The 23,992-nt window shown below is 66.6% G+C and carries 17 protein-coding genes; 9 read left to right on the top strand and 8 right to left on the bottom strand.

Annotated elements, in window-relative coordinates; translation table 11 throughout:
* Window positions 1–339: 339 nt before the first annotated feature.
* The 4 genes from CXG43_RS14640 (at window position 340) to CXG43_RS14625 (ending at window position 2,948) form a co-directional block, all read left to right on the top strand.
* Window positions 340–843, top strand: coding sequence for a glutathione peroxidase (locus tag CXG43_RS14640; RefSeq protein WP_101100597.1), 504 nt, complete (start codon window positions 340–342; stop codon window positions 841–843).
* Window positions 844–938: 95 nt separating this feature from the next.
* Window positions 939–1,919 carry an FKBP-type peptidyl-prolyl cis-trans isomerase gene (locus CXG43_RS14635; RefSeq protein WP_101100591.1) on the top strand — a complete coding sequence of 327 codons (981 nt, stop codon included), beginning with the start codon at window positions 939–941 and terminating at the stop codon, window positions 1,917–1,919.
* 81 nt (window positions 1,920–2,000) lie between these two features.
* Window positions 2,001–2,243, top strand: coding sequence for a SlyX family protein (locus tag CXG43_RS14630; RefSeq protein ID WP_101100590.1), 243 nt, complete (start codon window positions 2,001–2,003; stop codon window positions 2,241–2,243).
* A 9-nt stretch (window positions 2,244–2,252) separates the two neighbouring features.
* Window positions 2,253–2,948, top strand: a complete 696-nt coding sequence (locus CXG43_RS14625; RefSeq protein WP_101100589.1) for a DUF2058 family protein — start codon at window positions 2,253–2,255, stop codon at window positions 2,946–2,948.
* A gap of 100 nt (window positions 2,949–3,048) precedes the next feature.
* Here the strand turns inward: CXG43_RS14625 and metH are convergent, their stop codons facing one another.
* Genes metH through CXG43_RS14610 form a run of 3 tightly spaced genes read right to left on the bottom strand, consistent with a single transcriptional unit; the run spans window position 3,049 to window position 7,773 of the window.
* Window positions 3,049–5,733, bottom strand: a complete 2,685-nt coding sequence (gene metH, locus CXG43_RS14620; RefSeq protein ID WP_101100587.1) for a methionine synthase — start codon at window positions 5,731–5,733, stop codon at window positions 3,049–3,051.
* Window positions 5,730–6,836, bottom strand: coding sequence for a homocysteine S-methyltransferase family protein (locus CXG43_RS14615; protein ID WP_101100585.1), 1,107 nt, complete (start codon window positions 6,834–6,836; stop codon window positions 5,730–5,732). The genes metH and CXG43_RS14615 overlap by 4 nt, the downstream gene beginning before the upstream one ends.
* A 7-nt stretch (window positions 6,837–6,843) precedes the next feature.
* Window positions 6,844–7,773, bottom strand: coding sequence for a metalloregulator ArsR/SmtB family transcription factor (locus tag CXG43_RS14610; protein WP_101100583.1), 930 nt, complete (start codon window positions 7,771–7,773; stop codon window positions 6,844–6,846).
* Window positions 7,774–8,398: 625 nt separating this feature from the next.
* Between CXG43_RS14610 and CXG43_RS14605 the strand changes: the two genes are divergently transcribed.
* Both CXG43_RS14605 and CXG43_RS14600 read left to right on the top strand, forming a co-directional pair.
* Window positions 8,399–9,547: an acyl-CoA dehydrogenase family protein gene (locus tag CXG43_RS14605; protein WP_101100581.1), complete on the top strand. Its 1,149-nt coding sequence runs from the start codon at window positions 8,399–8,401 to the stop codon at window positions 9,545–9,547.
* 89 nt (window positions 9,548–9,636) lie between these two features.
* Complete coding sequence (locus CXG43_RS14600) at window positions 9,637–9,930, top strand: hypothetical protein (RefSeq protein WP_101100579.1); 294 nt, start codon at window positions 9,637–9,639, stop codon at window positions 9,928–9,930.
* Between the two features lie 103 nt (window positions 9,931–10,033).
* Here CXG43_RS14600 and CXG43_RS14595 read toward each other — a convergent pair whose 3' ends face one another.
* Genes CXG43_RS14595 through CXG43_RS14585 form a run of 3 tightly spaced genes read right to left on the bottom strand, consistent with a single transcriptional unit; the run spans window position 10,034 to window position 15,159 of the window.
* On the bottom strand, window positions 10,034–13,207 hold the full coding sequence (locus CXG43_RS14595) for a multidrug efflux RND transporter permease subunit (protein ID WP_042614880.1): 3,174 nt from the start codon (window positions 13,205–13,207) through the stop codon (window positions 10,034–10,036).
* 15 nt (window positions 13,208–13,222) lie between these two features.
* On the bottom strand, window positions 13,223–14,503 hold the full coding sequence (locus CXG43_RS14590) for an efflux RND transporter periplasmic adaptor subunit (RefSeq protein WP_101100578.1): 1,281 nt from the start codon (window positions 14,501–14,503) through the stop codon (window positions 13,223–13,225).
* Window positions 14,503–15,159 (bottom strand): TetR/AcrR family transcriptional regulator, encoded by a 657-nt coding sequence (locus CXG43_RS14585; protein ID WP_101100576.1) that lies wholly within the window; start codon window positions 15,157–15,159, stop codon window positions 14,503–14,505. Before CXG43_RS14585 ends, CXG43_RS14590 begins: the two co-directional genes overlap by 1 nt.
* Window positions 15,160–15,422: 263 nt before the next feature.
* On the opposite strand from CXG43_RS14585, the gene CXG43_RS14580 reads away from it, so the two are divergent.
* The 3 genes from CXG43_RS14580 (at window position 15,423) to CXG43_RS14570 (ending at window position 22,302) form a co-directional block, all read left to right on the top strand.
* A complete protein-coding gene (locus tag CXG43_RS14580; RefSeq protein ID WP_101100575.1) occupies window positions 15,423–20,399 on the top strand; it encodes an NAD-glutamate dehydrogenase domain-containing protein in 4,977 nt (1,658 codons plus the stop codon).
* Between the two features lie 133 nt (window positions 20,400–20,532).
* Entirely contained in the window at window positions 20,533–21,306 is a 774-nt protein-coding gene (locus tag CXG43_RS14575; RefSeq protein ID WP_057507938.1) for an NAD kinase, read from the top strand.
* 48 nt (window positions 21,307–21,354) lie between these two features.
* Window positions 21,355–22,302, top strand: coding sequence for a 5'-nucleotidase (locus CXG43_RS14570; protein ID WP_042614885.1), 948 nt, complete (start codon window positions 21,355–21,357; stop codon window positions 22,300–22,302).
* Between the two features lie 89 nt (window positions 22,303–22,391).
* Here CXG43_RS14570 and CXG43_RS14565 read toward each other — a convergent pair whose 3' ends face one another.
* Entirely contained in the window at window positions 22,392–22,937 is a 546-nt protein-coding gene (locus CXG43_RS14565) for a DUF2939 domain-containing protein (RefSeq protein WP_101100573.1), read from the bottom strand.
* A 64-nt stretch (window positions 22,938–23,001) separates the two neighbouring features.
* Window positions 23,002–23,988 (bottom strand): aldo/keto reductase, encoded by a 987-nt coding sequence (locus CXG43_RS14560; RefSeq protein ID WP_101100571.1) that lies wholly within the window; start codon window positions 23,986–23,988, stop codon window positions 23,002–23,004.
* Window positions 23,989–23,992: the final 4 nt, after the last annotated feature.

Here is a 23,992-nt window from a genome sequence, read left to right as displayed (position 1 = left end):
ACGAGGCCCGCATGGATGCAGCTCTTGCCGTCCCCCGACCAGCCCCACCGCCCGGCCCAACCCAGCGGCGGCAACAAACAAGAGTCACCCGCGAGGGGGGTTCCACCCGTTCGACCCACCCCGGCCGCAGGAATGCCGCGCGCGCTGTGCGATCGCCGACATAAGGCGCACAGGGCCCAGTGGTATAGTTCGCGGCGAAATACGGACCCCGCGTCCGGCCCTTCATTCCTGCCAGGAACACCTCCCATGCTGCGATCTGTTTCCCTGCCGCGCTGCGGCCCGGTCCTGCCCCGTCTGCTGGGTTCGCTGCTGGTGGCCGCAAGCCTGGCCCTGCCGGTGATGGCCTCGGCCGCCGGCCTGCTGGACGTCGCCTACCGCCCGCTGGCCGGCAAGGACCCGGTGAACCTGGCCCATCGCTACCACGGGCGCGTCCTGTTGGTGGTCAACACCGCCAGCAAATGCGGCTTCACTCCGCAGTACGAGGGCCTGGAAGCGCTGCAGAAGTCGTATTCCGCGCGCGGCCTGAGCGTGTTGGGCTTCCCGTCCAATGACTTCAAGGGGCAGGAGCCGGGCGACGAGAAAGACATCCAGGAGTTCTGCACCCTGACCTACGGGGTCAAGTTCCCGATGTTCGAAAAGGTGCATGTCGTCGGGGACCAGGCGACCCCGCTGTACAAGGGCCTGACCGCCGCCACCGGCGTGGCGCCGGGCTGGAACTTCCACAAGTACCTGATCGGGCGCGATGGCACCGTCATCGCCCAGTTCCCGAGCCGGGTGAAGCCGGATGACAAGGAACTGGTGGCGGCGATCGAACGCGCGTTGGCGGCCCCTGCGGGTCATTGAACGACGCACGTGCGCCTCGACATATCGGACGCGCGTGCGACAATGCGTGTTTTCGCGCCGACGTCGGCGTTTTTTCACTTCCAGGAATGCAACACATGAAGATGGGAATGCGTGGCGCTGCGGCGTCGGTTCTGATTCTGGCGATGGGCACCACCGGCGTGGCGCTGTCGCAGCAACCGGCTGCCGCCCCGGCAGCAGCCAAGGAGACCGGTAATTTGAATTCCAAGCAGAAGCTCGGCTATGCCATCGGCGGCGACGTCGCCCGTTCGCTCGAAGCGATCAAGACGCACATCGACCTGGCCGCCATGCGTGAAGCCGTACAGGCCACCTTCGATGGCAAACAGCCGCTGATCACCCAGGCCGATGCGCAGAAGACCGACACGGCGCTGCGTACCTCCATGGCGATCGCCAATGGACAGCAGGTTCCCGGCCAGGCTCCGGGTTCGGCGCCGCCGAAGGTGGACAACCGGCAGGTCGGCCTGATGCTGGGCAGCTACATGGTCGGCCCGTCGCTGGCCGAACTGAAGGGTGACATCGAGCTGGACGCGCTGTTCGACGCGGTCAAGACCGCTTTCGACGGTGGCCAGCCGAAGCTGAGCCAGGAAGAGGGCGCGGCGATCCTGCAGTCCTTCATGGCCACCAAGCAGGCTGAAATGCAGGCCAAGGCCGCGCAGCTGGGCCAGACCAACCGTCAGGAAGGCAACGCGTTCCTGGCCAAGAACAAGACCGTGCCGGGCGTGGTCACCACCGCCTCGGGCCTGCAGTACCAGGTCATCCGCCCGGGCAGCGGCGAGCGTCCGCTGCCGAGCAGCAAGGTCAAGGTGAACTACGAAGGCAAGCTGCTGGACGGCACTGTCTTCGACAGCAGCTACCAGCGCGGCCAGCCGGTCGAGTTCGGCCTGGACCAGGTGATCAAGGGCTGGACCGAAGGTGTTTCGCTGATGCCGGTGGGCTCGAAGTACCGCTTCTGGATCCCCGGTGAGCTGGCCTACGGCGAGAACGGCACCCAGGGTGGCCCGATCGGTCCGAACGCCACGTTGACCTTCGACGTCGAACTCATTTCCGTGCAGCCGTAAGGCACGCACGCGCCCTGCCATACCCGCCGGGACAACCGGCGGGACTGGCGATCCATGTCATTGGCCGGGGACGATCAACGCATGTCTGAAACTTCATCGAGCGAACGCGAGCAGGCGCTGGAAGCGCGCCTGGTCGAGCTGGAAATGCGTGTCTCCTTCCAGGAGCAGGCATTGGCCGAGCTGAGCGAGGCGCTGGCCGATGCACGCATGGAGGGCTCCCGTAACGAGGGCCTGATGCGGGTACTGCTGGAGGACCTGGGCAAGGTCCGCAACGCGCTGTATTCCTCTGATCCGGTGGATGAGCCGCCACCGCCGCACTACTGATCTGTCCTTATGAGCGATACCCTCCGCGACCAGTTGATGGGCCTGGGCTTCAAGCCCGCGCCGAAGCCTGAACGCAGTAATGACCGCAAGCCGGACCGCAAGCCGGAGGCGCGCCGTGATGGGCGACCGGGCGGCGGCAAGCCGGGGCAGGCCGGTGCCCGCCCGAACCACGGCAAGCCGGGCGAGAATCGTCCAGCATCTGCACGCCCGGGTAATGCCGGCGCTCCCGGCAACCGTCCTGGTACGCGACCGCAGGGCGCGCGCAAGCCGCGCTCGCAGGAAGAGATGGACCTGGCCAAGGCCTATGCCATCCGCGCGCAGCGCGAGAAGGAAGAGCGCATCCAAGCCGAGCGCCAGAAGCAGGAAGAAGCACGCGTGCGCCGCGAGGCGAAGGCGAAGCTGGAAGTGCTGCTGAAGGACGCCTCGTTGAACGTGGAAGAGGCCGAGATCGCGCGGCACTTCCCGTACGGCGGCAAGATCAAGCGCATCTACGTCACCGCCGACCAGCTCAAGGCGCTCAACGCCGGCGAACTGGGCGTGGTGCAGGTGGCCGGGCGCTACATGCTGGTGACTGCGGACATGCTGGCACAGGCCGAGGCGATCTTCGCCCAGGCCGTGGCGCTGAAGGTGGATCCGAACGCGCCGGCCGAGGATGACCCGTACGCCGATCCGCAGTACCAGGTGCCTGACGACCTGGTCTGGTAAGCATCGCCACGCCATCGCCGAGCCGTGCTCGGCGATGCCCGCCGTACGGCATCGGTAGCGCCGACCCCATGGTCGGCGAGCGCAGCGGGCAGTCCCGGCATTACTCCGGGTCGTAATCCAGGCTGGAGGCCAGCCAGCGCTCTGCCTGCGCGCGGTCCACGCCCTTGCGCCTGGCGTAATCGGTGACCTGTTCGCGACTGACCCGGCCGACCACGAAATACTGGCTCTTCGGATGGCTGAAGTAGTAGCCGGATACCGCCGCGGTGGGCAGCATCGCGAAGCTTTCGGTCAGCTGCATCCCGGCATTGCCCTGCGCGTCCAGCAGCCGGAAAAGGGTCTCTTTCTCGCTGTGTTCCGGGCAGGCCGGATAGCCGGGAGCAGGCCGGATGCCGCTGTACTTCTCGGCGATCAACGCGTCGTTGTCGAGGGCCTCGTCATTGGCATGGCCCCAGAATTCCTTGCGCACGCGCTGGTGCAGGCGCTCGGCAAGCGCTTCGGCGAAGCGGTCGGCCAAGGCCTTGAGCAGGATCGCATTGTAGTCATCATGGGCGGCCTCGAAGCGCGCCACGTGCGCATCGATGCCGATTCCGGCGGTCACCGCGAACGCGCCGATCCAGTCCTGGCGGCCACTGTCGGCGGGCGCGATGAAGTCGGCCAGGCAGAAATCCGGACGCTCGGCGGGCTTGTCGACCTGCTGGCGCAGGAAGTGCAGGGTGGCCTCGCCGTCGGGATGCTGCACGCGGACATCATCGCCCACGCTGTTGGCCGGCCACAGCCCGAACACCGCGCGTGCCTGCAGCCACCGCTCTTTGACGATGCGGTCCAGCATCTGCCGTGCGTCGCGATACAGCTCGCTGGCCTGGCTGCCGACGATCTCATCGGTGAGGATCGCCGGATACTTGCCGGCCAGCTCCCAGGCCTGGAAGAACGGCGTCCAGTCGATGTAATCCACCAGTTCGGCCAGGGGATAGTCGTCCAACACATGCAGTCCGGGCTGGTTCGGCGCCGGCGGCACGTAGTCCGCCCAGCCGCCATCGAAACGCTGCCCGCGTGCGTGGGCCAGGCTGACCAGGCGCTTGGCATCGCCGCGGTTGCGGTGGCGCAGGCGGATGTCGGCGTAGTCGGCTTCGTTGGCGGCCACGAAGGCGTCGCGCAGGTCGCGCGAGATCAGCGACTGCGCCACGCCGACCGCACGCGAGGCATCCTTCACCCACACCGTGGGCGCCTTGTAATGCGGGTCGATCTTCAGCGCGGTGTGCGCGCGCGAGGTGGTGGCGCCGCCGATCATCAACGGCAGCTCGAAGCCCTGGCGCTGCATCTCGCGGGCCACGTGGCTCATCTCTTCCAGTGACGGGGTGATCAGGCCGGACAGTCCAATGATGTCGGCGTTCTCGGCGCGTGCGGCGTCGAGGATCTTCTGCGCCGGCACCATCACGCCCAGGTCGATCACCTCGAAGTTGTTACAGGCCAGTACCACGCCGACGATGTTCTTGCCAATGTCGTGCACATCGCCCTTGACCGTCGCCATGATGATCTTGCCATTGCTGCGGGCGGTGTCGCCGCTGCGCAGCTTTTCCGCTTCGATCCAGGGCAGCAGGTAGGCCACCGCCTTCTTCATCACCCGCGCCGATTTGACCACCTGCGGCAGGAACATCTTGCCGGCGCCGAACAGATCGCCGACCACGTTCATGCCGTTCATCAGCGGGCCTTCGATCACATCCAGCGGGCGCGTGGAGGCCTGCCGCGCTTCTTCGGTGTCCTGCTCGACCCAGGCATCCAGGCCGTGCACCAGCGCGTGGGCCAGGCGGTCGGTAACCGGTTTGTCACGCCACGCGAGGTCTTCGACCCGCGCCGCGCCCTTGCTGCCCTTGTAGCGTTCGGCGATTTCCAGCAGGCGCTCGGTGCCATCGGCGCGGCGGTTGAGGATCACGTCCTCCACGCGTTCGCGCAGGTCGGCATCCAGGTCGTCGTAGATCGGCATCGCGCCGGCATTGACGATGCCCATGTCCATGCCGGCGGCGATGGCGTGGTACAGGAACACCGCGTGGATCGCCTGGCGCACGGTCTCGTTGCCGCGGAAGGAGAAGGACACATTGGATACCCCGCCGGACACATGGCAGTGCGGCAGGGTGCGCTTGATGATGCGGGTGGCTTCGATGAAGTCCACCGCGTAGTTGTCGTGCTCTTCGATGCCGGTGGCGACGGCGAAGATGTTCGGATCGAAGATGATGTCCTGCGGCGGGAAGGCGATTTCATCCACCAGGATGTGGTACGCCCGCGTGCAGATCTCGACCTTGCGTGCGCAGGTGTCGGCCTGCCCGGCTTCATCGAAGGCCATCACCACCGCGGCGGCGCCGTAGCGCAGTACCTTGCGCGCATGCTCGCGGAACAGGTCCTCGCCTTCCTTCAGCGAGATCGAATTGACCACGCTCTTGCCCTGCAGGCATTTCAGCCCGGCCTCGATCACGCTCCACTTGGAGGAATCGACCATCACCGGGATGCGCGCGATGTCCGGCTCGGACATGATCAGGTTGAGGTAGCGGGTCATCGCCGCTTCCGAATCGATCAGGCCTTCGTCCATGTTGACGTCGAGGATCTGCGCGCCGCTGGCCACCTGCTGGCGCGCCACGTCCACCGCTTCCTCGTAGCGCTCTTCCTTGATCAGTTTGCGGAACTGCGCGCTGCCGGTGACGTTGGTGCGCTCGCCGATGTTGATGAACAGCAGGTCCGGGGTGATGACCAGCGGTTCCAGCCCGGACAGACGGGTATGCGGGACGTTGCTCATGCCGCCTGCTCCCGTGTGCCGGGTAGTGCACGCGGCGGCAGGCCGGCGACCGCCTCGGCGATGGCGCGGATATGCGCCGGGGTGCTGCCGCAGCAGCCGCCGACCAGGTTCAGCAGGCCGTCGGTGGCGAAGCCACGCAGGGTGGCGGCCATCTCTTCGGGGGTCTCGTCGTACTCGCCGAACGCATTGGGCAGGCCAGCATTGGGGTGGGCGCTGATGTAGCAGCCGGCCACCTGCGACAGGGTTTCCACGTGCGGGCGCATCGCATCGGCGCCGAGCGCGCAGTTGAGCCCGATCGACAGCGGTCGCGCATGCGCCAGCGAGGCATGGAAGGCTTCGGCGGTCTGCCCGGAGAGGGTGCGCCCGGAGGCGTCGGTGATGGTCCCGGAAATCATCACCGGCAGGCGTGCGCCACGCGCATCGAAGGCCTCTTCCACGGCGAACAGGGCTGCCTTGGCGTTGAGGGTGTCGAAGATGGTTTCCACCATCAGCGTATCGGCACCGCCATCGATCAGCCCGTCGATGGCCTCGCGATAGGTGCCGCGCAGTTCGTCGAAGCTGGTGTTGCGGAAGCCTGGATCGTTGACGTCCGGGCTGATCGAGGCGGTGCGGCTGGTGGGTCCGAGCACCCCGATGACGAAGCGTGGCCTGTCCGGCGTGGTCGCTTCCATCGCATCGCAGCAGGCACGCGCCACGGCGGCACCGGCCTTGTTCAGTTCGTACACCAGGTGTTCCAGATGGTAGTCGGCCTGGCTGACCGACGTGGCGTTGAACGTGTTGGTCTCCACCAGGTCCGCGCCAGCCTGCAGGTACTCGGTATGGATGCCGGCGATGATGTCCGGCCGGGTCAGCAGCAGCAGATCGTTGTTGCCTTTCAGGTCCTGCTCCTGCACCGGGCCATGGTCGCAGCCGGCGCCATGCACGTGGCCGTCGGCACGGGTATCCACCCCGCCGATGAAGCGCTGGCCCCGGTAATCGTCCTCCTGCAGCCCATGGCGCTGGATCATCGTGCCCATCGCACCGTCAATGACCAGGATGCGGTCGCGCAGGGCATTCAGCAGGGCAGTGGCACGTTCGGGATGCAACCAGGGCAGGGCGGGCACGGCGACCTCAGGCTTTGTTGGCGATCAGCGAAATGACTTCGAAATGCGGCGGGCGTTTTTCGCGCGTCACCGTCTCCAGGCTCGATACCTGCAGGCCGGCCTTGTCGACGAACCTGCGCAGCTCCTTGTCACTGAAACCGAGGTTGACATGGCCGTAAGCATCCACCGCCGCTTTGTGTTCATGGCGGGCCAGGCTGCACAGCAGCAGGCGTCCGCCCGGGCGCAGCACGCGCGCCGCTTCGGTGACCGCTTGCGCCGGCTTTGCGGCGTAGGTAAGTGCATGCATCAGCACCACCAGGTCGAAGCTGCGGTCCTTGAACGGAAGCGCATGCATGTCGCCCTCGCGCACTTCCACGTTGGGCAGGCGGCGCAGGCGCTCGCTGGCGGCGGCGACCACGCGCGCGCTGGTGTCGATGCAGACGTAGCGGCTGGCATGCGGGGCCACCAGTTCAGCGAGCACGCCATCGCCAGAGGCGATATCCAGCACGTCGCCGGTTTCCAGCAGGGGCAGCGCGGTGCGTGCCAAGGCCTCCCACGTGCGGCCCGGGGAGTAGTGGCGCTCCATGTCACCGGCCACGCTGTCGGCCCAGTTCTGGTCGGCGGCACGGCTGGCCAGCACCGAGGCCACGCGTTCGGCGTCCTGGCGCAGCAGCGGGTCGTCGCTGCCGGTGCTCAATGCATGCCACAATGCACGTTGTGCCGGGTCCAGCTGGGCGTCGTCGAAGCGGTAGTACGCGGACACGCCCGCACGCCGGTCGCGCACCAGCCCGGCCTCTTTAAGGCGTGCCAGGTGCGTCGACACCCGCGGCTGGGCCAGCCGGGTGATCGCCGACAGCTCGGCTACGGTCAGTTCTTCCTGCTCCAGCAGCGCCAACAGGCGCACCCGGGTGGCGTCGGCGAACACTTTCAGCCGGGTCGACCAATCCTCGAGATCCATAAATATCCACCTATCGCGATAGAGAGATATTTTCGCCTGCAGGCGATGAACGGTCAAGCAACCGGAGGTTGGGGGGTAGCGCCGACCCATGGTCGGCGAGCGCAGCGGTGCATGGGCGGCGGGATTCCGCCGAGCACGGCTCGGCGCTACCAGAGCGGCCAAGACGGTAGCGCCGACCCATGGTCGGCGAGCGCAGCGGTGCGTGGTCGGCGGGATTCCGCCGAGCACGGCTCGGCGCTACCGGAGCGGCCAGACGGTAGCGCCGACCCATGGTCGGCGAGCGCAGCGGTGCATGGGCTGCGGGATTCCGCCGAGCACGGCTCGGCGCTACCAGAGCGGCCAGGACGGTAGCGCCGACCCATGGTCGGCGAGCGCAGCGGTGCGTGGGCGCCGGGATTCCGCCGAGCACGGCTCGGCGCTACCAGAGCGGCCAGACGGTAGCGCCGACCCACGGTCGGCGAGCGCAGCGGTGCATGGGCGCCGGGAATCCGCCGAGCACCGCTCGGCGCTACCTGAGCGGCGCAGCGGTGCATGGACGGTGGGATTCCAAGGTTCAGCGCCCCAGTCAGCTGGCGATACCCCGCCCCCAGTACAATCGCCGATTCATTACCCGGGAGGGGTCGTTGTGGATTTCAGCTTTACCGAAGAGCAGTTGATGCTGCAGGACGTCGCGCGCCGCATCGCGCAGGAAAAGATCGCGCCCAGCGCCGAGCACCATGACCGCACCGGCGAGTTCCCGCTGGCCAACATCCAGCTGCTGGGCGAGAACGGGCTGATGGGCATCGAAGTGCCGGCCGAGTACGGCGGTGCGGGCATGGACCCCATCGCCTACGTGCTGGCGATGGTGGAGGTCGCTGCCGGTGACGCGGCCCACTCGACCATCATGTCGGTCAACAATTCGCTGTTCTGCAACGGCATCCTGACCCATGGCACCGAGGCACAGAAGCAGAAGTACGTGCGCGCCATCGCCGAAGGAGCGGCCATCGGCGCCTTCGCACTGACCGAACCACAGTCCGGCTCGGATGCCACGGCCATGCGCTGCCGCGCGGTCAAGCAGGCCGATGGCAGCTACGTGATCAACGGCAAGAAGAGCTGGATCACCTCCGGCCCGGTGGCCAAGTACATCGTACTGTTCGCGATGACCGACGCGGACAAGGGCGCGCGCGGCATCAGTGCGTTCCTGATCGACACCGACAACGCCGGCTTCGGCCGCGGCAAGACCGAACCCAAGCTCGGTATCCGCGCATCGGCGACCTGCGAGATCGAGTTCAACGATTACGTTGCGCAGGCCGAAGACCTGCTGGGCCAGGAAGGCGAGGGCTTCAAGATCGCGATGGGCGTGCTCGACGCCGGCCGCATCGGCATCGCCTCGCAGGCCATCGGCATTGCCCGTGCGGCGTATGAAGCGACGATCGAATATGTGAAGGAGCGCAAGGCGTTCGGCGCGGCCATCGGCACCTTCCAGATGACCCAGGCCAAGATCGCCGACATGAAATGCAAGCTGGACGCGGCCCTGCTGCTGACCCTGCGTGCGGCATGGGTGAAGGGAGAGGGCAAGCGTTTCAGCAATGAAGCGGCGATCGCCAAGCTGACCGCATCGGAAGCGGCGATGTGGATCACCCACCAGGCCGTGCAGATCCATGGCGGCATGGGCTATTCGAAGGAAATGCCGCTGGAGCGTTACTTCCGTGACGCCAAGATCACCGAGATCTACGAAGGCACCTCGGAGATCCAGCGCCTGGTCATCGCACGCAACGAAACCGGGCTGCGCTGAGGCTTCGGCGTAAGCGTGCGGGCGGGTCCACGACCCGATCCGCCTGCACGATCGCCTAGAATGCCCGTCCTCTCAAAACAGGTACGGGCATGGTCATCTACCGCGGTGCAGGGTTCTTTACCCTGCTGACACCGATCGTCGCAGTGCTGTTGCTGCTCTGGCTGTATCCCGATCCGTCCGTCGCCAAGGGCAACATCACCTTGGCGCAGTTCCTGCTGGGTTGCGGCATCGGCGCGGCAATCAACGTGGTGCTGGGGTTCGTGCTCAATCGCGGCGTGCGCCCGGAGGGCGTGCCGGCGCGGCATCACTTCTTCTACCTGCCCATGCAATGGCCATCGCTGGTCATCGTGTTGGCGTGCGCGATGGTCGCCGTACTGCGTTGAGCGGCGGGTGCGAGTGAAAAGAAAGGCCCCGGAGCGATCCGGGGCCTTTTCATTTGAAGCGTGACGGCTGCAAAGGCATGACGGCCAGTGGCCGTCACTGCCCTCAGCGGTCCGGGCGGTGTGCGCCCTCTGCTTCGTGCTGGCGCTCCACGAACTCCTTGGAGGGCTCGTCCAGCTTGTCGCCCAGCATGCGGCGGACCACGATGAAGAACACCGGGATCATCAGCAGGCCGAGGAAGGTGGCGAACACCATCCCGCCGATCACGCCGGTACCGATGGCGTGGCGGGAATTGGCGCCGGCGCCGGTGGAGATGGCCATCGGGATCACGCCCATGATGAAGGCGAAGGAGGTCATCAGGATCGGACGGAAGCGCAGGCGGGCCGCCTCGATGGTGGCGTCGCGCAGGGTCCTGCCGGCCGCACGCTGTTCCACCGCGAACTCCACGATCAGGATCGCGTTCTTCGCTGCCAGGCCGATCACCGTGATCAGGCCGATCTTGAAGAACAGATCGTTGGGCAGGCCGCGGGCCATCGAGAACACCAGCGCACCCAGCACGCCCAGCGGCACCACCAGCAGCACGGCGACCGGGATCGACCAGCTTTCATACAACGCGGCAAGGCACAGGAACACCACCACGATGGACAGTACCAGCAGCAGCGTGGCTGCATTGCCCGCCAGGATTTCCTGGTATGACATGCCGGACCAGTCGTAGCCGAAGCCGGCCGGCAGTTCATCGCGGACGATGTCTTCCATCGCGGTCATCGCTTCGCCGGAGCTGCGCCCTGGCGCCTGCGAGCCCACGATGTTCACCGCCGAATAGCCGTTGTAGCGGCTCAGCGACGGCGGCGCCGATACCCATTCCGAGCGCACCACGGTGCTCAGCGGGATCATCGTGCTGGTGCCATCGGCATTGGTGTCCAGCGTGGACGGGCTGTAGAAGCTCTTCAGCGATGCTTCGCCGGTGCGGTAAGGCGCATCGGCCTGCATGGTCACGCGCTTGATGCGGCCTTCGCTGAAGAAGTCGTTGACGTACACCGGGGCCAGCATCAGCTGGATGGTGCTGTACACGTCCGACACCGACATGCCCATCGCCTGCGCCTGCACGCGGTCCACGTGCAGGGCCAGCTGCGGGGCGTTCTCCAGTCCATTGGGGCGCACGCCGGTCAGCAGGTCACTCTTCTGCGCGGCCGCACCCAGCAGGGTGTTGCGGGCATTGGTGAGCTGCTCGAAGCCTGCACCGGTACGGTCTTGCAGCCACATGTCGAAGCCGCCGAACTGGCCCAGGCCCTGCACGGTGGGCAGGTTGACCACGAAGATCTGCGCTTCCTTGATGCCGTAGAACGCGCCGTTCATGTTGCCGATCAGCTCGGGCACGGTGACCTCGCGGTCGGCCCAGGGCTTGAGCCGGATGAAGCCCATGCCCACATTTTCGCCGGAGCCCACGAAGCTGAAACCTGCGATCTGCAGCAGGCCCTCGAAGCCTTCCTGCTTTTCCAGGATGCCACGCATCTGCGCGAACACTTCGTTGGTCTGGGTCTTGGTCGAACCCGGCGGCAGCTGCACGATGGCCAGTGCGTAGCCCTGGTCTTCTTCGGGCAGGAAGCTGCCCGGCATGCGGGTGAACAGGAACGCGCACAGCGCACCGAGCACCACGAACAGGATCATCCAGCGCGGCGCATGCTTCACCGCCGAGGTGATGTGGCCCACGTAAGTGCCGCTGATCCTGTCGTAGTACTTGTTGAAGGTGCGGTAGACGATGTTCGGCTTGTCGTTGTGCGTCGGCTTGAGGAAGGTCGCGCACAGGGCCGGGGTGAAGCCCAGCGCCAGGAACGCCGAGAACGCCATCGAAATGGCGATGGTCAGCGCGAACTGCTTGTAGATTTCACCGGCCGCACCGCCCTGCAGCGCCGACGGGATGAACACCGCCGCCAGCACCACGGTGATGGCCACCACCGCGCCGGTGATCTGGGTCATCGCCTTCTGGGTGGCCTGTTTCGGCGCCATCCCTTCGTCGGTCATGATGCGTTCGACGTTCTCGATCACCACGATCGCGTCATCGACCACGATGCCGATCGCCAGCACCAGCGCGAACAGGGTCAGCTGGTTGATCGTGAAGCCGATCATCCACATGCCCAGGAACGTACCCAGCAGCGCGACCGGGATCACCAGCGTCGGGATCAGAGTGGCACGGAAGTTCTGCAGGAAGATCAGCATCACCAGGAAGACCAGGATGATGGCCTCGACCAGCGTCTTGATCACTTCCTCGATGGAGATCTTCACGAAGGTGGTGCTGTCGTACGGCGAGAACCAGCTGACACCGGCCGGGAAACTCGGCTGCAGTTCATCCATCTTCGCGCGCACCGCTTCTGCCACGTTCAGTGCATTGGCACCGGGCAGCAGCTGGATCGCGAAGGCACCGGTCGGCTTGCCGTTGTACTGGGTGTCAAAACCATAATTGCCCGCGCCGAAGCCGATCCGGGCAATGTCCTTCAGCAACACGCGCGAACCATCCGGGTTGGCGCGCAGGATGATGTTCTCGAACTCTTCCGGGGTGCTGAAGCGACCTTCGGCCGATACCGTGGCGGTGAAGTGCTGGCCCACCGGGGCCGGGTCCGAACCCAGCGAACCGGCGGCGAACTGCACGTTCTGCTCACGCACTGCGGCCAACACCTGGCTGGCCGACAGGCCATAGCCCTGCATGCGTTCCGGGTTCAGCCAGATGTTCATGGCGTACTCGCCACCGAACTGCTGGGTGCTGCCCACGCCGGGAATACGCGAGACCTGGTCCAGCACGCGCGAGGCCACGATGTCGTTCAGTGCGTCACGGCTGTTGCCGCCGGTATCCGAACGCAGCGCCACCACCATCAGGAAGCCGGCGTTGGCCTTGGCCACCACCACGCCCTGCTGGGTCACTTCACTGGGCAGGCGGGGCGTGGCCAGCGAGACCTTGTTCTGCACCTGCACCTGGGCGATGTCCGCATCGGTGCCGGTTTCGAAGGTCAGGGTGACCGTGGCGCGGCCATTGGACGAGGAGGAGGAGCTGAAATACAGCAGGTGATCGATACCGGTCAGCTGCTGCTCGATCACCTGGGTGACCGATTTTTCCGTGGTGTCCGCGCTGGCGCCCGGGTAGGTGGCCGACACGGTGACCTGTGGCGGGGCGATGCTGGGGTAGGACTCCACACCCAGGTTGAGGATCGCGATCACGCCGCTGAGCGAGATCAGGATCGCTACCACCCAGGCAAAGACCGGGTGTTCGATGAAAAATTTAGGCATGACGGAGTCTTCCCGTTACTGCTTGGTCGAATCGGAGGCCGGCGCTGCCTGCTCGGCAGCGGCCGGAGCCTGCTGGGCTGCATCGGGCGTGGCCGCATCGGCGGCGGCATCACCCTGGGCGGCCGGCGCCTGGCCCTGCGCCGGTGCACCCTTGGCAGCGGCGGCCGCCTGTTCCGGGGTCCACGGCTTGGCCGTTGCCGGTGCGCCTTCCTTGACCTTCTGCACGCCGGCGACCACGACCTTGTCACCCGGCTGCAGGCCATCGGTGACCAGCCAGTTGCCGCCCTGCGCGCCTTCGGTCTTGACGTTGCGGCGCACCACCTTGCCATCGGCCCCGACCACCATCAGGTAGCCGCCGGTGGCATCACGCAGCAGCGCCTGCTGCGGCACCAGGTAGGCGTTGTTGCGCTCGCCCAGGGTGGCCTGGAAGCTGACGAAGGCGCCGGGCAGCAGGATCCGGTCCGGGTTCGGCAGCACCGCGCGCAGCGATACCGCACCGGTGGCCGGATCGACCGTGGTCGAGGAGAAGTCCAGCGTGCCGTTCTGGCCGTAGGTGGTGCCATCGGACAGCTTGACCTGCACGGTGGCCTTGCCATCGCCGCTCAGCGCCAGGGCGCCCTTGGCCTGTGCGGCGCGCAGCTGCGACAGTTCGTCCACGCTCAGCGAGAAGTTCACGTACAGCGGATCCAGCTGGTCCACGGTGGTCAGCAGGGTGACGTCGCCCTGGCCTACCAGCGCACCTTCGGTGACCTGCTGCTTGCCGGCCACGCCGCTGATCGGCGCGGTGACTTCGGCGTAGCCCAGGCTGATGCGCGAGCTGCTCACGGCGGCTTCGGACTGCTTGACCGCCGCCAGCGCGGTGCGCTCGGCCGATTCGGCATTGTCCAGGTCGGCCTTGGAAACATATTTCTGCGGGGCCAGCGAACGGGCGCGATCCGCTGCCACCTTGGCGTTGGCATAGCTGGCACGGGCCGAGGCGAGCTGGGCTTCGGAAGCGTTGAGCTCGGCACGCAGCGGCGCCGGGTCGATCAGGAACAGGGTCTGGCCCTGCTTGACCTCGCTGCCTTCCTGATAGACGCGCTTGAGCAGCACGCCCGGCACGCGGGCGCGGACGTCGGCGCTGCGGAACGGCGACAGCCGGCCCACCAGCTCACGCTGCAGCGGCAGGGTCTGCGGCTTGGCATCGATCACGCCCACTTCCGGCGGCGGCGGGGCCTGCTGTTCTTCTTTCTTGCAGCCAGCCAGGGCAATGGCAACAGCGCACGTCAGTGCGAGGGTGCGGAGTGGGGCGATCATCAGGAGAAACTCCGGAGTTGGTTTGAATGCGGTTGGGGCGAAGCGGCCGGCGCGAACGCGCGCAGGAAGCTGTCGACGGAAAATCCAGCCCAGCGCCGACGCGTCCCGGCGTCGTCGCGATGGGGCATGTGGAAGCGTTGCCGATCGAAATCCTGGCCACCGATCATGCTGATTAGCAGTTCGGCCATGAAGTGCGGGTCGTCATGCCGGAGCTGCCCGCGGCCAATGGCGGATTCGATCCATTCAGCAAGGTGAAGCGTCAGCGTTCCGGCACCATCGCGCCACAGGCTGCGGGCCTCTTCGGGGAACTGCGCCGCATCGGCGGAAATCATCCGGCAGGCCTGGGCCACGTGAGGCTGGTTGAAGTGGTCCAGGTAATCGGTGGCGAACTGCATCAGGCTGCCGCGCAGGTCATCCTCGCGCAGGCCGCGCAATCCGGCCGTGGCCCGGCAGACGTGCCGTTCCACTACCCGGCGCATCAGCTCCTGCTTGCTGCCGTAGCGCGAATACAGGGTCTGCTTGGAGCACCCCGCGTGCTGGGCCACTGCTTCCATGCTCATCTGCATGCCATGCCGGGCGAGCAGCTCGCGCACCGCATCGAACACACGTAGATCGCGCGCGTCCATGTCGGCAGCGGGGAGGGGAGCGGGGTTCACGGAGTGGACTATACCGTCCAGTTCAGGATTGTGGAAACGTTTTGAGACGTGTTGCGGCATGTTCTGTCACAGGCTTTGCCGATCCTGTCGGCATTGCCCGCCGATCGCGACAGCCGTACGCGGGCGAACGGTGCGTGCGGTCGCTGCGTCCGATGTAAACCGCACCCAACCCGTATCTGCATATTCCGTCCTGCAGCAAGGCCTTTTCCTGCAACACGGCTACAATTTCATTTTCCCAACTGGGCAACACGACTCGCTCTGCCATGAAATCGCAAAAGTCTGCAGTCAAAACCGTGAAAACCAAGCCCGCCCCGGCGGAAACCCAGCTTGTCCCGGCAACTGGTTTCTCGCTGGAACCGGTGTACACGGCCTTGCGCAAGCGATACCCCGCGGCCGGGCAGGCCGAGGCAGTAGCGTTCGCCGCCGACTTCTACAAGCGCATGGAAGCGGACGAGTTCCCGCACCACAGCGTGGAAGAATGGGCCGCGCTGGCCGCTGACACGCTGGAGTTCGCGCGCAGCCGCAAGATCGGCAAGGCCAACGTCCGCGTGTTCAACCCCACCGCCAAGGGCAATGGCTGGGAATCGCCGCATACCGTGCTGCAGATCGTCAACGACGACATGCCGTTCCTGGTGGATACGGTGACCATGGCGCTGGCCGAGCAGGGCATCGGCGTGCATGTGCTGGGCCACCCGGTGATCCGCTTCAGCCGTGACAAGGCCGGCAAGCTGGCCAAGGTCGGCGAGGGCGAGATCGAATCGGTGATGCTGCTGGAGATGGACCGCCAGAGCCCCGACGCCATGGGCGAGGTGGAGCAGGGCATCATCAAGGCGCTGGAAGAAGTGCGTTCGATCGTGCGCGACTGGCAGCCGATGCGCGACAAGGCGCTGGCCGTGGCCGACGACCTGGGCAGCCGCCAGCTGCCGGTCGACGATGCCTCGCGCCGCGAGGCGCAGGAGTTCCTGCGCTGGGCCGCCGACAACCACTTCACCTTCTTCGGTTACCGCGAATACCGCGTGCAGAAGGACGGCAAGGAAGACGTGCTGGCCCCGCTCAACGACACCGGCCTGGGGCTGATGAAGGGGCGCGACAAGTCCGCCGCGCGCCCGGTCAAGACGCTTGCCGCGCAGGGCCTGAACACCACCACCGGCCTGAAGGATGCGCTGATCCTGACCAAGACCAACGCGCGTTCGCGCGTGCACCGCGCCGGTTACATGGATTACATCGGCGTGCTGGAATTCGACGCCAAGGGCAACATCATCGGCGAACAGCGCTTCCTCGGCCTGTTCACCTCCAGCGCCTACAACCGCCGCCCGTGGGAAATCCCGCTGGTGCGCCAGCGCTATGAACACGTGATGCAGCGCTCGGGCCTGTCGCTGTCCAGCCACAGCGGCAAGGCACTGCGCCACATCCTGGAAACGCTGCCGCGCGAAGAACTGTTCCAGTCCAGCGAAGACGAACTGTTCCGCACCGCGATGGGCGTGCTGGGCCTGCAGGAGCGGGTCCGCAGCCGTCTGTTCCTGCGCCGCGACAAGTATTCCCGTTTCATTTCCGCGCTGGCCTTCCTGCCGCGCGAACGCTTCAACACCGACGTGCGCCTGCGCATCGAGGCGATGCTGCGTGACGCCCTGCACGGCGAGCACGTGGACAGCTCGGTGGTGCTGGGCGAATCGCCGCTTGCCCAGGTGCACCTGATCGTGCGTCCCAAGGCCGGCCCGGTGGTCGACGTGGACACCAACGCGCTGGAACAGAACCTGGCCCACCTGCTGCGCAACTGGCAGGACGACCTGCGTGAAACGCTCGTATCCCGCCACGGCGAGACCGAAGGCCTGCGCATCGCCTCGCGGATCGGCAAGGCGCTGCCGGCCGGCTACATCGAAGACAACAGCACCGCCGTGGCGGCCAGCGATGTCAGCCAGCTCGACGCGCTGACCGGTCCGGACGACCTGCGCCTGAGCCTGCAGGCGGTGCCGCGCGAAAATGGTGATGGCCTGCGCCTGAAGCTGTATCGCCAGCTGGATGACATCCCGCTGTCGGACGCGCTGCCGATGATGGAAAACATGGGCCTGCGCGTGATCTCCGAGCGTCCGTACCGCCTGACGGTGGATGATGCCCCGGTGTACGTGCAGGACTTCGAGGTCGAATCAGTGGCCGGTGCCATCGACGCGGCCAGTGTCGATGAAGCGTTCGGCGAGACCTTCGCCCGCGTCTGGCACGGCGATGCCGAGAACGATGGCTTCAACCGCCTGGTGCTGGCCGCGGGCCTGCACTGGCGCCAGGTCGCGATGCTGCGTGGTTACTGCAAGTACCTGCTGCAGACCGGCGTGCCGTTCTCGCAGGCATATGTGGAAGGTACGTTCACCCGCTATCCGCTGCTGGCCCGCCTGCTGGTGGAACTGTTCGAAGCACGCTTCGACCCGGCGACCGGCAACGAGAGCAAGGACGACATCGCACACGGCCAGGCCACGCTGAAGGCGCACCTGGACGTACTGGCCGCCGGCGACGAGGCGACCCTGAAAGTGCTCAAGACCGTGGTCGAGGCGCGCAAGGGAGACCGCGACGGCCAGATGCAGGCCGCGCGCGATGCGCTGCTGAAGCTGATGGACCGCGTCTCCAGCCTGGACGAAGACCGCATCCTGCGCAGCTTCATGGGCGTGATCGATGCCACGCTGCGCACCAGCTATTACCAGACCGATGCCAACGGCCGTCCGGGCCATGTCATCAGCTTCAAGTTCGATGCCGCCCTGGTGCCGGACCTGCCCAAGCCGCGTCCGTATCGCGAGATCTTCGTCTACGGCCCGCGCGTGGAAGGCGTGCACCTGCGTTTCGGTGCGGTGGCCCGTGGCGGCCTGCGCTGGTCGGATCGTCGCGAAGACTTCCGTACCGAAGTGCTGGGCCTGGTCAAGGCGCAGATGGTCAAGAACACGGTGATCGTTCCGGTCGGGGCCAAGGGCGGTTTCTTCGCCAAGACCCCGCCGGCCAGCGGTGACCGCGATGCGGTGTTCGCCAACGGCGTGGCCTGCTACAAGCTGTTCATCCAGGGCCTGCTGGACATCACCGACAACATCGTCAACAACAGGATCGTGCCGCCCATCGACGTGGTCCGCCACGACATGGACGACCCGTACCTGGTGGTGGCCGCCGACAAGGGCACCGCGACCTTCTCCGACATCGCCAACGGCCTGGCCGTGGCGCACGGCTTCTGGATGGGCGATGCGTTCGCCTCCGGTGGCTCGGTCGGCTACGACCACAAGGGCATGGGCATCACCGCACGCGGTGCGTGGGAATCGGTCAAGCGCCACTTCCGTGCACTCGGACATGACAGCCAGAGCCAGGACTTCACCGCCGCAGGCGTGGGTGACATGTCCGGCGACGTGTTCGGCAACGGCATGCTGCTGTCGCGCCACATCCGCCTGGTGGCTGCCTTCGATCACCGCCACATCTTCCTGGATCCGAATCCGGACGCGGCCAGTTCGTTCGTCGAGCGCGAGCGCATGTTCACCGTGCCGCGTTCCAGCTGGGCCGACTACGATGCCAAGCTGATCAGCAAGGGCGGTGGCATTTTCCCGCGTACGCTGAAATCCATCGAGATCACCCCGCAGGTGCGTGAGGCGCTTGGCCTGGAAGATTCGGTCAAGGCGCTGTCGCCGAACGACCTGATGAGCGCGATCCTGAAGGCTCCGGTCGACCTGCTGTGGAACGGCGGCATCGGTACCTACGTCAAGGCCACCAGTGAGCAGCACAGCGATGTCGGGGACCGCGCCAACAACGCGCTGCGCGTCAACGGCACCGAGCTTCGCTGCAAGGTGGTGGGCGAGGGCGGCAACCTCGGCATGACCCAGCTGGGACGCATCGAAGCGGCCCAGGCCGGCGTCCTGCTCAACACCGATTTCATCGACAACTCCGCCGGCGTGGACACCTCCGATCATGAGGTGAACATCAAGATCCTGCTCAACGACGTGGTGCGTGCCAAGAAGCTCACCGTCGAGCAGCGCAACAAGCTGCTGGCGTCGATGACCGACGAAGTGGCCGCGCTGGTGCTCAACGACAATTACCGCCAGAACCAGGCCCTGAGCCTGATGGAGCGGATGGCAGTCAAGCGCCTGGGCTCCAAGCAGCACTTCATCCGCACGCTGGAACAGCAGGGCCTGCTGGACCGGCAGATCGAGTTCCTGCCGTCCGATGCCGAGCTGTCCCAGCGCAAGGCGCGCGGCCAGGGCCTGACTCGTCCGGAGCTGTCGGTGCTGCTGTCCTACTCCAAGCTGGTGGCCTTCCAGCAGCTGCTGGAATCGGACATCCCGGAAGACCCGTACCTGTCCAAGGAGCTGCAGCGTTACTTCCCGCAGCCGCTGCAGAAGAAGTACGCCGATGCCATGGAACGCCACCGCCTGAAGCGCGAGATCATCGCCACGGCAGTGACCAACCAGACCATCAACCGGATGGGTGCCACCTTCCTGATGCGCATGCAGGAAGACACCGGCCGTTCCATCGCCGAGGTCGCCAAGGCCTATACCATCAGCCGCGAAACGCTGGATGCACGCGCGCTGTGGGCGCAGATCGACGCACTGGACGGCCAGCTGCCCGAATCGGTGCAGGTCGATGCGCTGGAAGTGATCTGGAAACTGCAGCGTGCCTTCGTGCGCTGGCTGCTGTTCCGCCCCGGCCCGATGCCGGGCATCACCGAGGCGGTCAACCGCTACCAGGGTCCGTTCAACGACATCCGCGTGGCTTCCGGCGTGCTGCCTGATTCGCAGCGCCCGACCTACGAAGCGCTGGTGCAGCAGTGGGTGGACAAGGGCCTGCCGGCCGGCCTGGCGCAGCAGCTTTCCGAGCTGCACTTCCTGGCCCCGGCGTTCGACATCATCGAACTGGCACGTACCCGCAAGCTCAAGCCGGTGGATGTGTCCAAGATCCACTTCCGCCTGGGTGAGGCGTTGAGCCTGCCGTGGTTGTTCGAGCAGGTCGATGCGCTGGAGGTCAACGGCCGTTGGCATGCCGTGGCACGCGGTGTGCTGCGTGACGAACTGGCGGCCCACCACCGCAACCTGGCCGGCCAGGTGCTGGCCACCAAGGGCGGCACGGCCGAAGCCAAGGTCGCCGCATGGGTCGGTCGTGACGACAACAGCCTGCGCTTTACCCTGGCCATGCTGGGCGAACTGGCCGAACAGAAGACCCTGGACTACCCGACCGTGTCGGTCGCGGTGCAGCGCCTGGGCCAGCTGGCCTCGCACGGGGGGTAAGCCCCCCGGTGACCTGGCTCAAGGTGGGTGACGACCGTTGGTCGTCACCGCCCCGCATCAGCCAACGTGGCGCGGATTCCGCGCCACGTCCGGTTATGCTCTACCGGTACCCGCGCACCACCGGACATCCTGCATGAGCGATTCCCCCCGCATTGCCTTCCTGGCCAGCAACACCGAGCCGGCACGGCTTGCCCTCGCCGCCATGGTGGCGCGCCACGGCGAGCATGCGCCCGACGCGGCGGACGTGCTGTGTCCACTGGGCGGCGATGGCTTCATGCTCCAGACCCTGCACCGTTACGGCCACCTCGGCCGGCCGGTGTTCGGCATGAAACTGGGCACGGTGGGCTTCCTGATGAACCAGTACCGTGACGCGGACGACGTGGCCGCGCGCATCGCGCTGGCCGAACCGGCCCACCTGCGGCCGCTGCAGATGACCGCGCTGACCGAATCGGGGACCTCCACCGGATCGCTGGCCTACAACGATGTCTCGCTGCTGCGCCAGACCCGGCAGGCCGCGCACATCGGCGTGGACCTCAACGGCCAGGAACGGGTGGCTGAGCTGATCGGTGATGGCGTGCTGGTTGCCACGCCGGCCGGCAGCACTGCCTACAACTATTCCGCGCATGGCCCGGTGCTTCCGTTGGGCTCGGCCACCATCGCGCTGACCCCGTTGGCGCCGTATCGGCCCCGCCGTTGGCGCGGGGCGATCCTGAAGGCCGATACCGAAGTACGCTTCCGCGTGCTCGATCCGTACAAGCGCCCGGTCAGTGTCACCGCCGATTCGCACGAGACCCGCGACGTGGTGGAAGTGACCATCCGCGAGTGCCGCGACCGCCAGGTGACCCTGCTGTTCGACCCGGAGCACAACCTCGAAGACCGGATCCTGTCCGAACAGTTCGTGTTCTGAGCGACAATAGGCCGCCGGCAGCCGCCGGTTGCTGCAAGGAATTCCCCGATGGGCGACAACACTCCCCGATTGCTGACCGTCGCGGTGACCTCGCGCGCCCTGTTCGACCTGGAAGAGAGCCACGCGTTGTTCGAAAGCGACGGCGTGGACGCCTACGCCAAGTACCAGCGCGAGCACGAAGACGACGTGCTGGGCCCCGGCGTGGCGTTCCCGGTGGTGCGCAAGCTGCTGGCGCTGAACCAGGGCGCCGGCCCGGAGAATCCGCGCGTCGAGGTGATCCTTTTGTCGCGCAATTCGGCCGATACCGGCCTGCGCATCTTCAATTCGATCCAGCACTACGGGCTGGGGATCATCCGCGCTACGTTCACTGCCGGCGAGCCGACCTGGCCCTACGTGAAGCCCTTCGGCACGGACCTGTTCCTGTCGGCCAATCCCGAATCGGTACGCAGCGCGCTGCGCCACGGCATCGCTGCGGCGACCATCCTGCCCAAGCCACCCGGCGAAACCGCTGCCGCCGCCGCCGACCAGGTAGTGGATACCCGGCGCCCGGCCGGGCAGCTGCGGATCGCCTTCGATGGCGATGCGGTGATCTTCGGCGATGAAAGCGAGCGTATTTCGCGCGAGCAGGGAGTCGAAGCCTTCGGCCGGCATGAGCGCGAGCGCGCCCGCGAAGCCTTGAGCGGGGGCCCGTTCCGCGGCTTCCTGTCGGCGCTGCATACGTTGCAGGAAGTCTTCCCGTCCGGAGAAGACGCGCCGATCCGCACCGCGCTGGTGACCGCGCGCTCGGCGCCTGCGCATGAGCGGGTGATCCGCACGCTGCGCGAATGGGGCGTGCGCCTGGATGAAGCGCTGTTCCTCGGCGGCCGCCACAAGGGCCCGTTCCTGCAGGCCTTCGGCGCGGACATCTTCTTCGATGATTCGCAGCACAACATCGACAGTGCCCGCGAACACGTCGCGGCCGGCCATGTGCCGCACGGCGTCGCCAACGAAACCTGACCGGACGGTTCATGGCAGCGCCGAGCCATGCCCGGCGAGCGCGCAACGCGGGGTGTGTCAGCTACCGACCTCGGGTCGGCGCAAACGGTTCATTGCGGCACCGCGTTGCGCAGGTCGACGACCTGCCAGCGCAGGCCCTGCGGCTCCAGCACAACCTGCAACGGTGGCTGTCCGGGCCCGCGGTCGAGGTCCACCACGAAGCGGTCCAGCCGCTCGAAGCGTCCCTTGGCCTGCTGCAACGGCTGCGCAGGCTGGGTGGGGCCCCAGGAGTCGTTCCCCTGCAGCTCGTTGCGGCCGCGTTTGTACAGCGCGTGGCCCTGCAGCAGCGCACCGATCCCCATCGGGGTGATCACCGTATCCACCGCGGCGCCGCCCAGCTGGTCGCCGAGGCCATACAGCAGCGCGCCCAACGGACTGCCGGCCATGTCCGGACCGGCCTGGCGCACCATGTAATCACTGACCTGCGCGCGCAGGCTGAGGCGCACGCGCGGGAAGTCCACGTAGCGCTCCAGCCGCGTCGTGTCGCGCTGTTCGATCGCCTGGGCGAGCCCATGCACAGTGAGGTAGGGGCCACTGAACCACCAAGCGGCCAGTGCCAGCAGCAGGACCAGCACGAAAGCGACGAACTTCTTCATGGCAGCAGGGCGTTGAGGGACAAGCGCACAGCGTGCCGCATCACGCGCGGACGTGGGTTAAGCCTCAGTGACTGGGTGAGCCGCTGCCGTCCCCGAACGCGGCGACCAGACGCGCGCGTTCGGCCTCGCCCAAGCGCTCCGGCAGGGTCTGCAGCACTTCGTCCAGGCTGCCCACGCGGGTGGTGCCGAGGATGCCCGCGGCCACCCCGGGATGCTGCAGCACATAAGCGAACGCAGTCTGTGCCGGGCGCTGCGAAGGAATCGCGGCCACTGCCGCGCGCATCGCGCGGGCGCTGCGCATCAGCCGCCGGCTGCTTGGCTTCAGCCAGGCCCGCGCGAGATACCAGGCATCGGCGGGCCGTGGCAGGCGCGGTCGCGTCGGCAGCAGGTGCCCCTGGGCCAGCACGGTGCCGGCCAGCACGCCGATGCCGGCCGCGTGCAGCTGGCTGATGTGTGATGCGCGATCCTGCTGCAGGGCGTTGTAGTCCAGCAGCACCACGTCAAAGGCCTGCGGTCGCGCCAGCATCCAGTCCAGGGTCACCGCCGAATGGGTATTGATCCCGGTGCTGCGGATCAATCCGCGCTGGCGCAGCTGTTGCAACGCGTGCAGCAGCTCGTCGGTGACCTCTTCGCCCGCGATGCCGTGCAGCTGGTACACGTCCAGGTAGTCCAGGCCGAGGTTGCGCAGCGAGGCTTCGCAGCTGGCGGTGATCGCTCCGGGTGAGAAATCGCGCTGCTCGGCGCCGCTGGGGCCGGCCTGGCCGGTCAACGTTCCGCCTTTGCTGGAGATCACCAGCGAGTCACGCGGGAAGCGCGACAGCAGCGGCTTGAGGATGCGCCCGAGTCGCGGCTCGGCGTTGAAAGCGGAATAGTTGTGGCCGGTGTCGAGCAGGTTGACTCCCTGCTCCAGCGCATGCGCCACCACTCGTGCTGCGTCGGCTTCGGGAAAGCGGCGATGGCCCCAGAAGCCGGAGCACCCCAGCCCGATCGGCGATACCTGCAGTCCGCTGCGTCCCAGCGTGCGGCGCTGTTGCGGAAGTGGCGTCGCCATCGGG

The sequence above is a fragment of the Stenotrophomonas sp. Bg11-02 genome, from assembly GCF_002836635.1.
Taxonomy (GTDB): Bacteria; Pseudomonadota; Gammaproteobacteria; order Xanthomonadales; family Xanthomonadaceae; genus Stenotrophomonas; species Stenotrophomonas lacuserhaii.
This window is presented reverse-complemented; position numbering and strand designations above follow the sequence as displayed.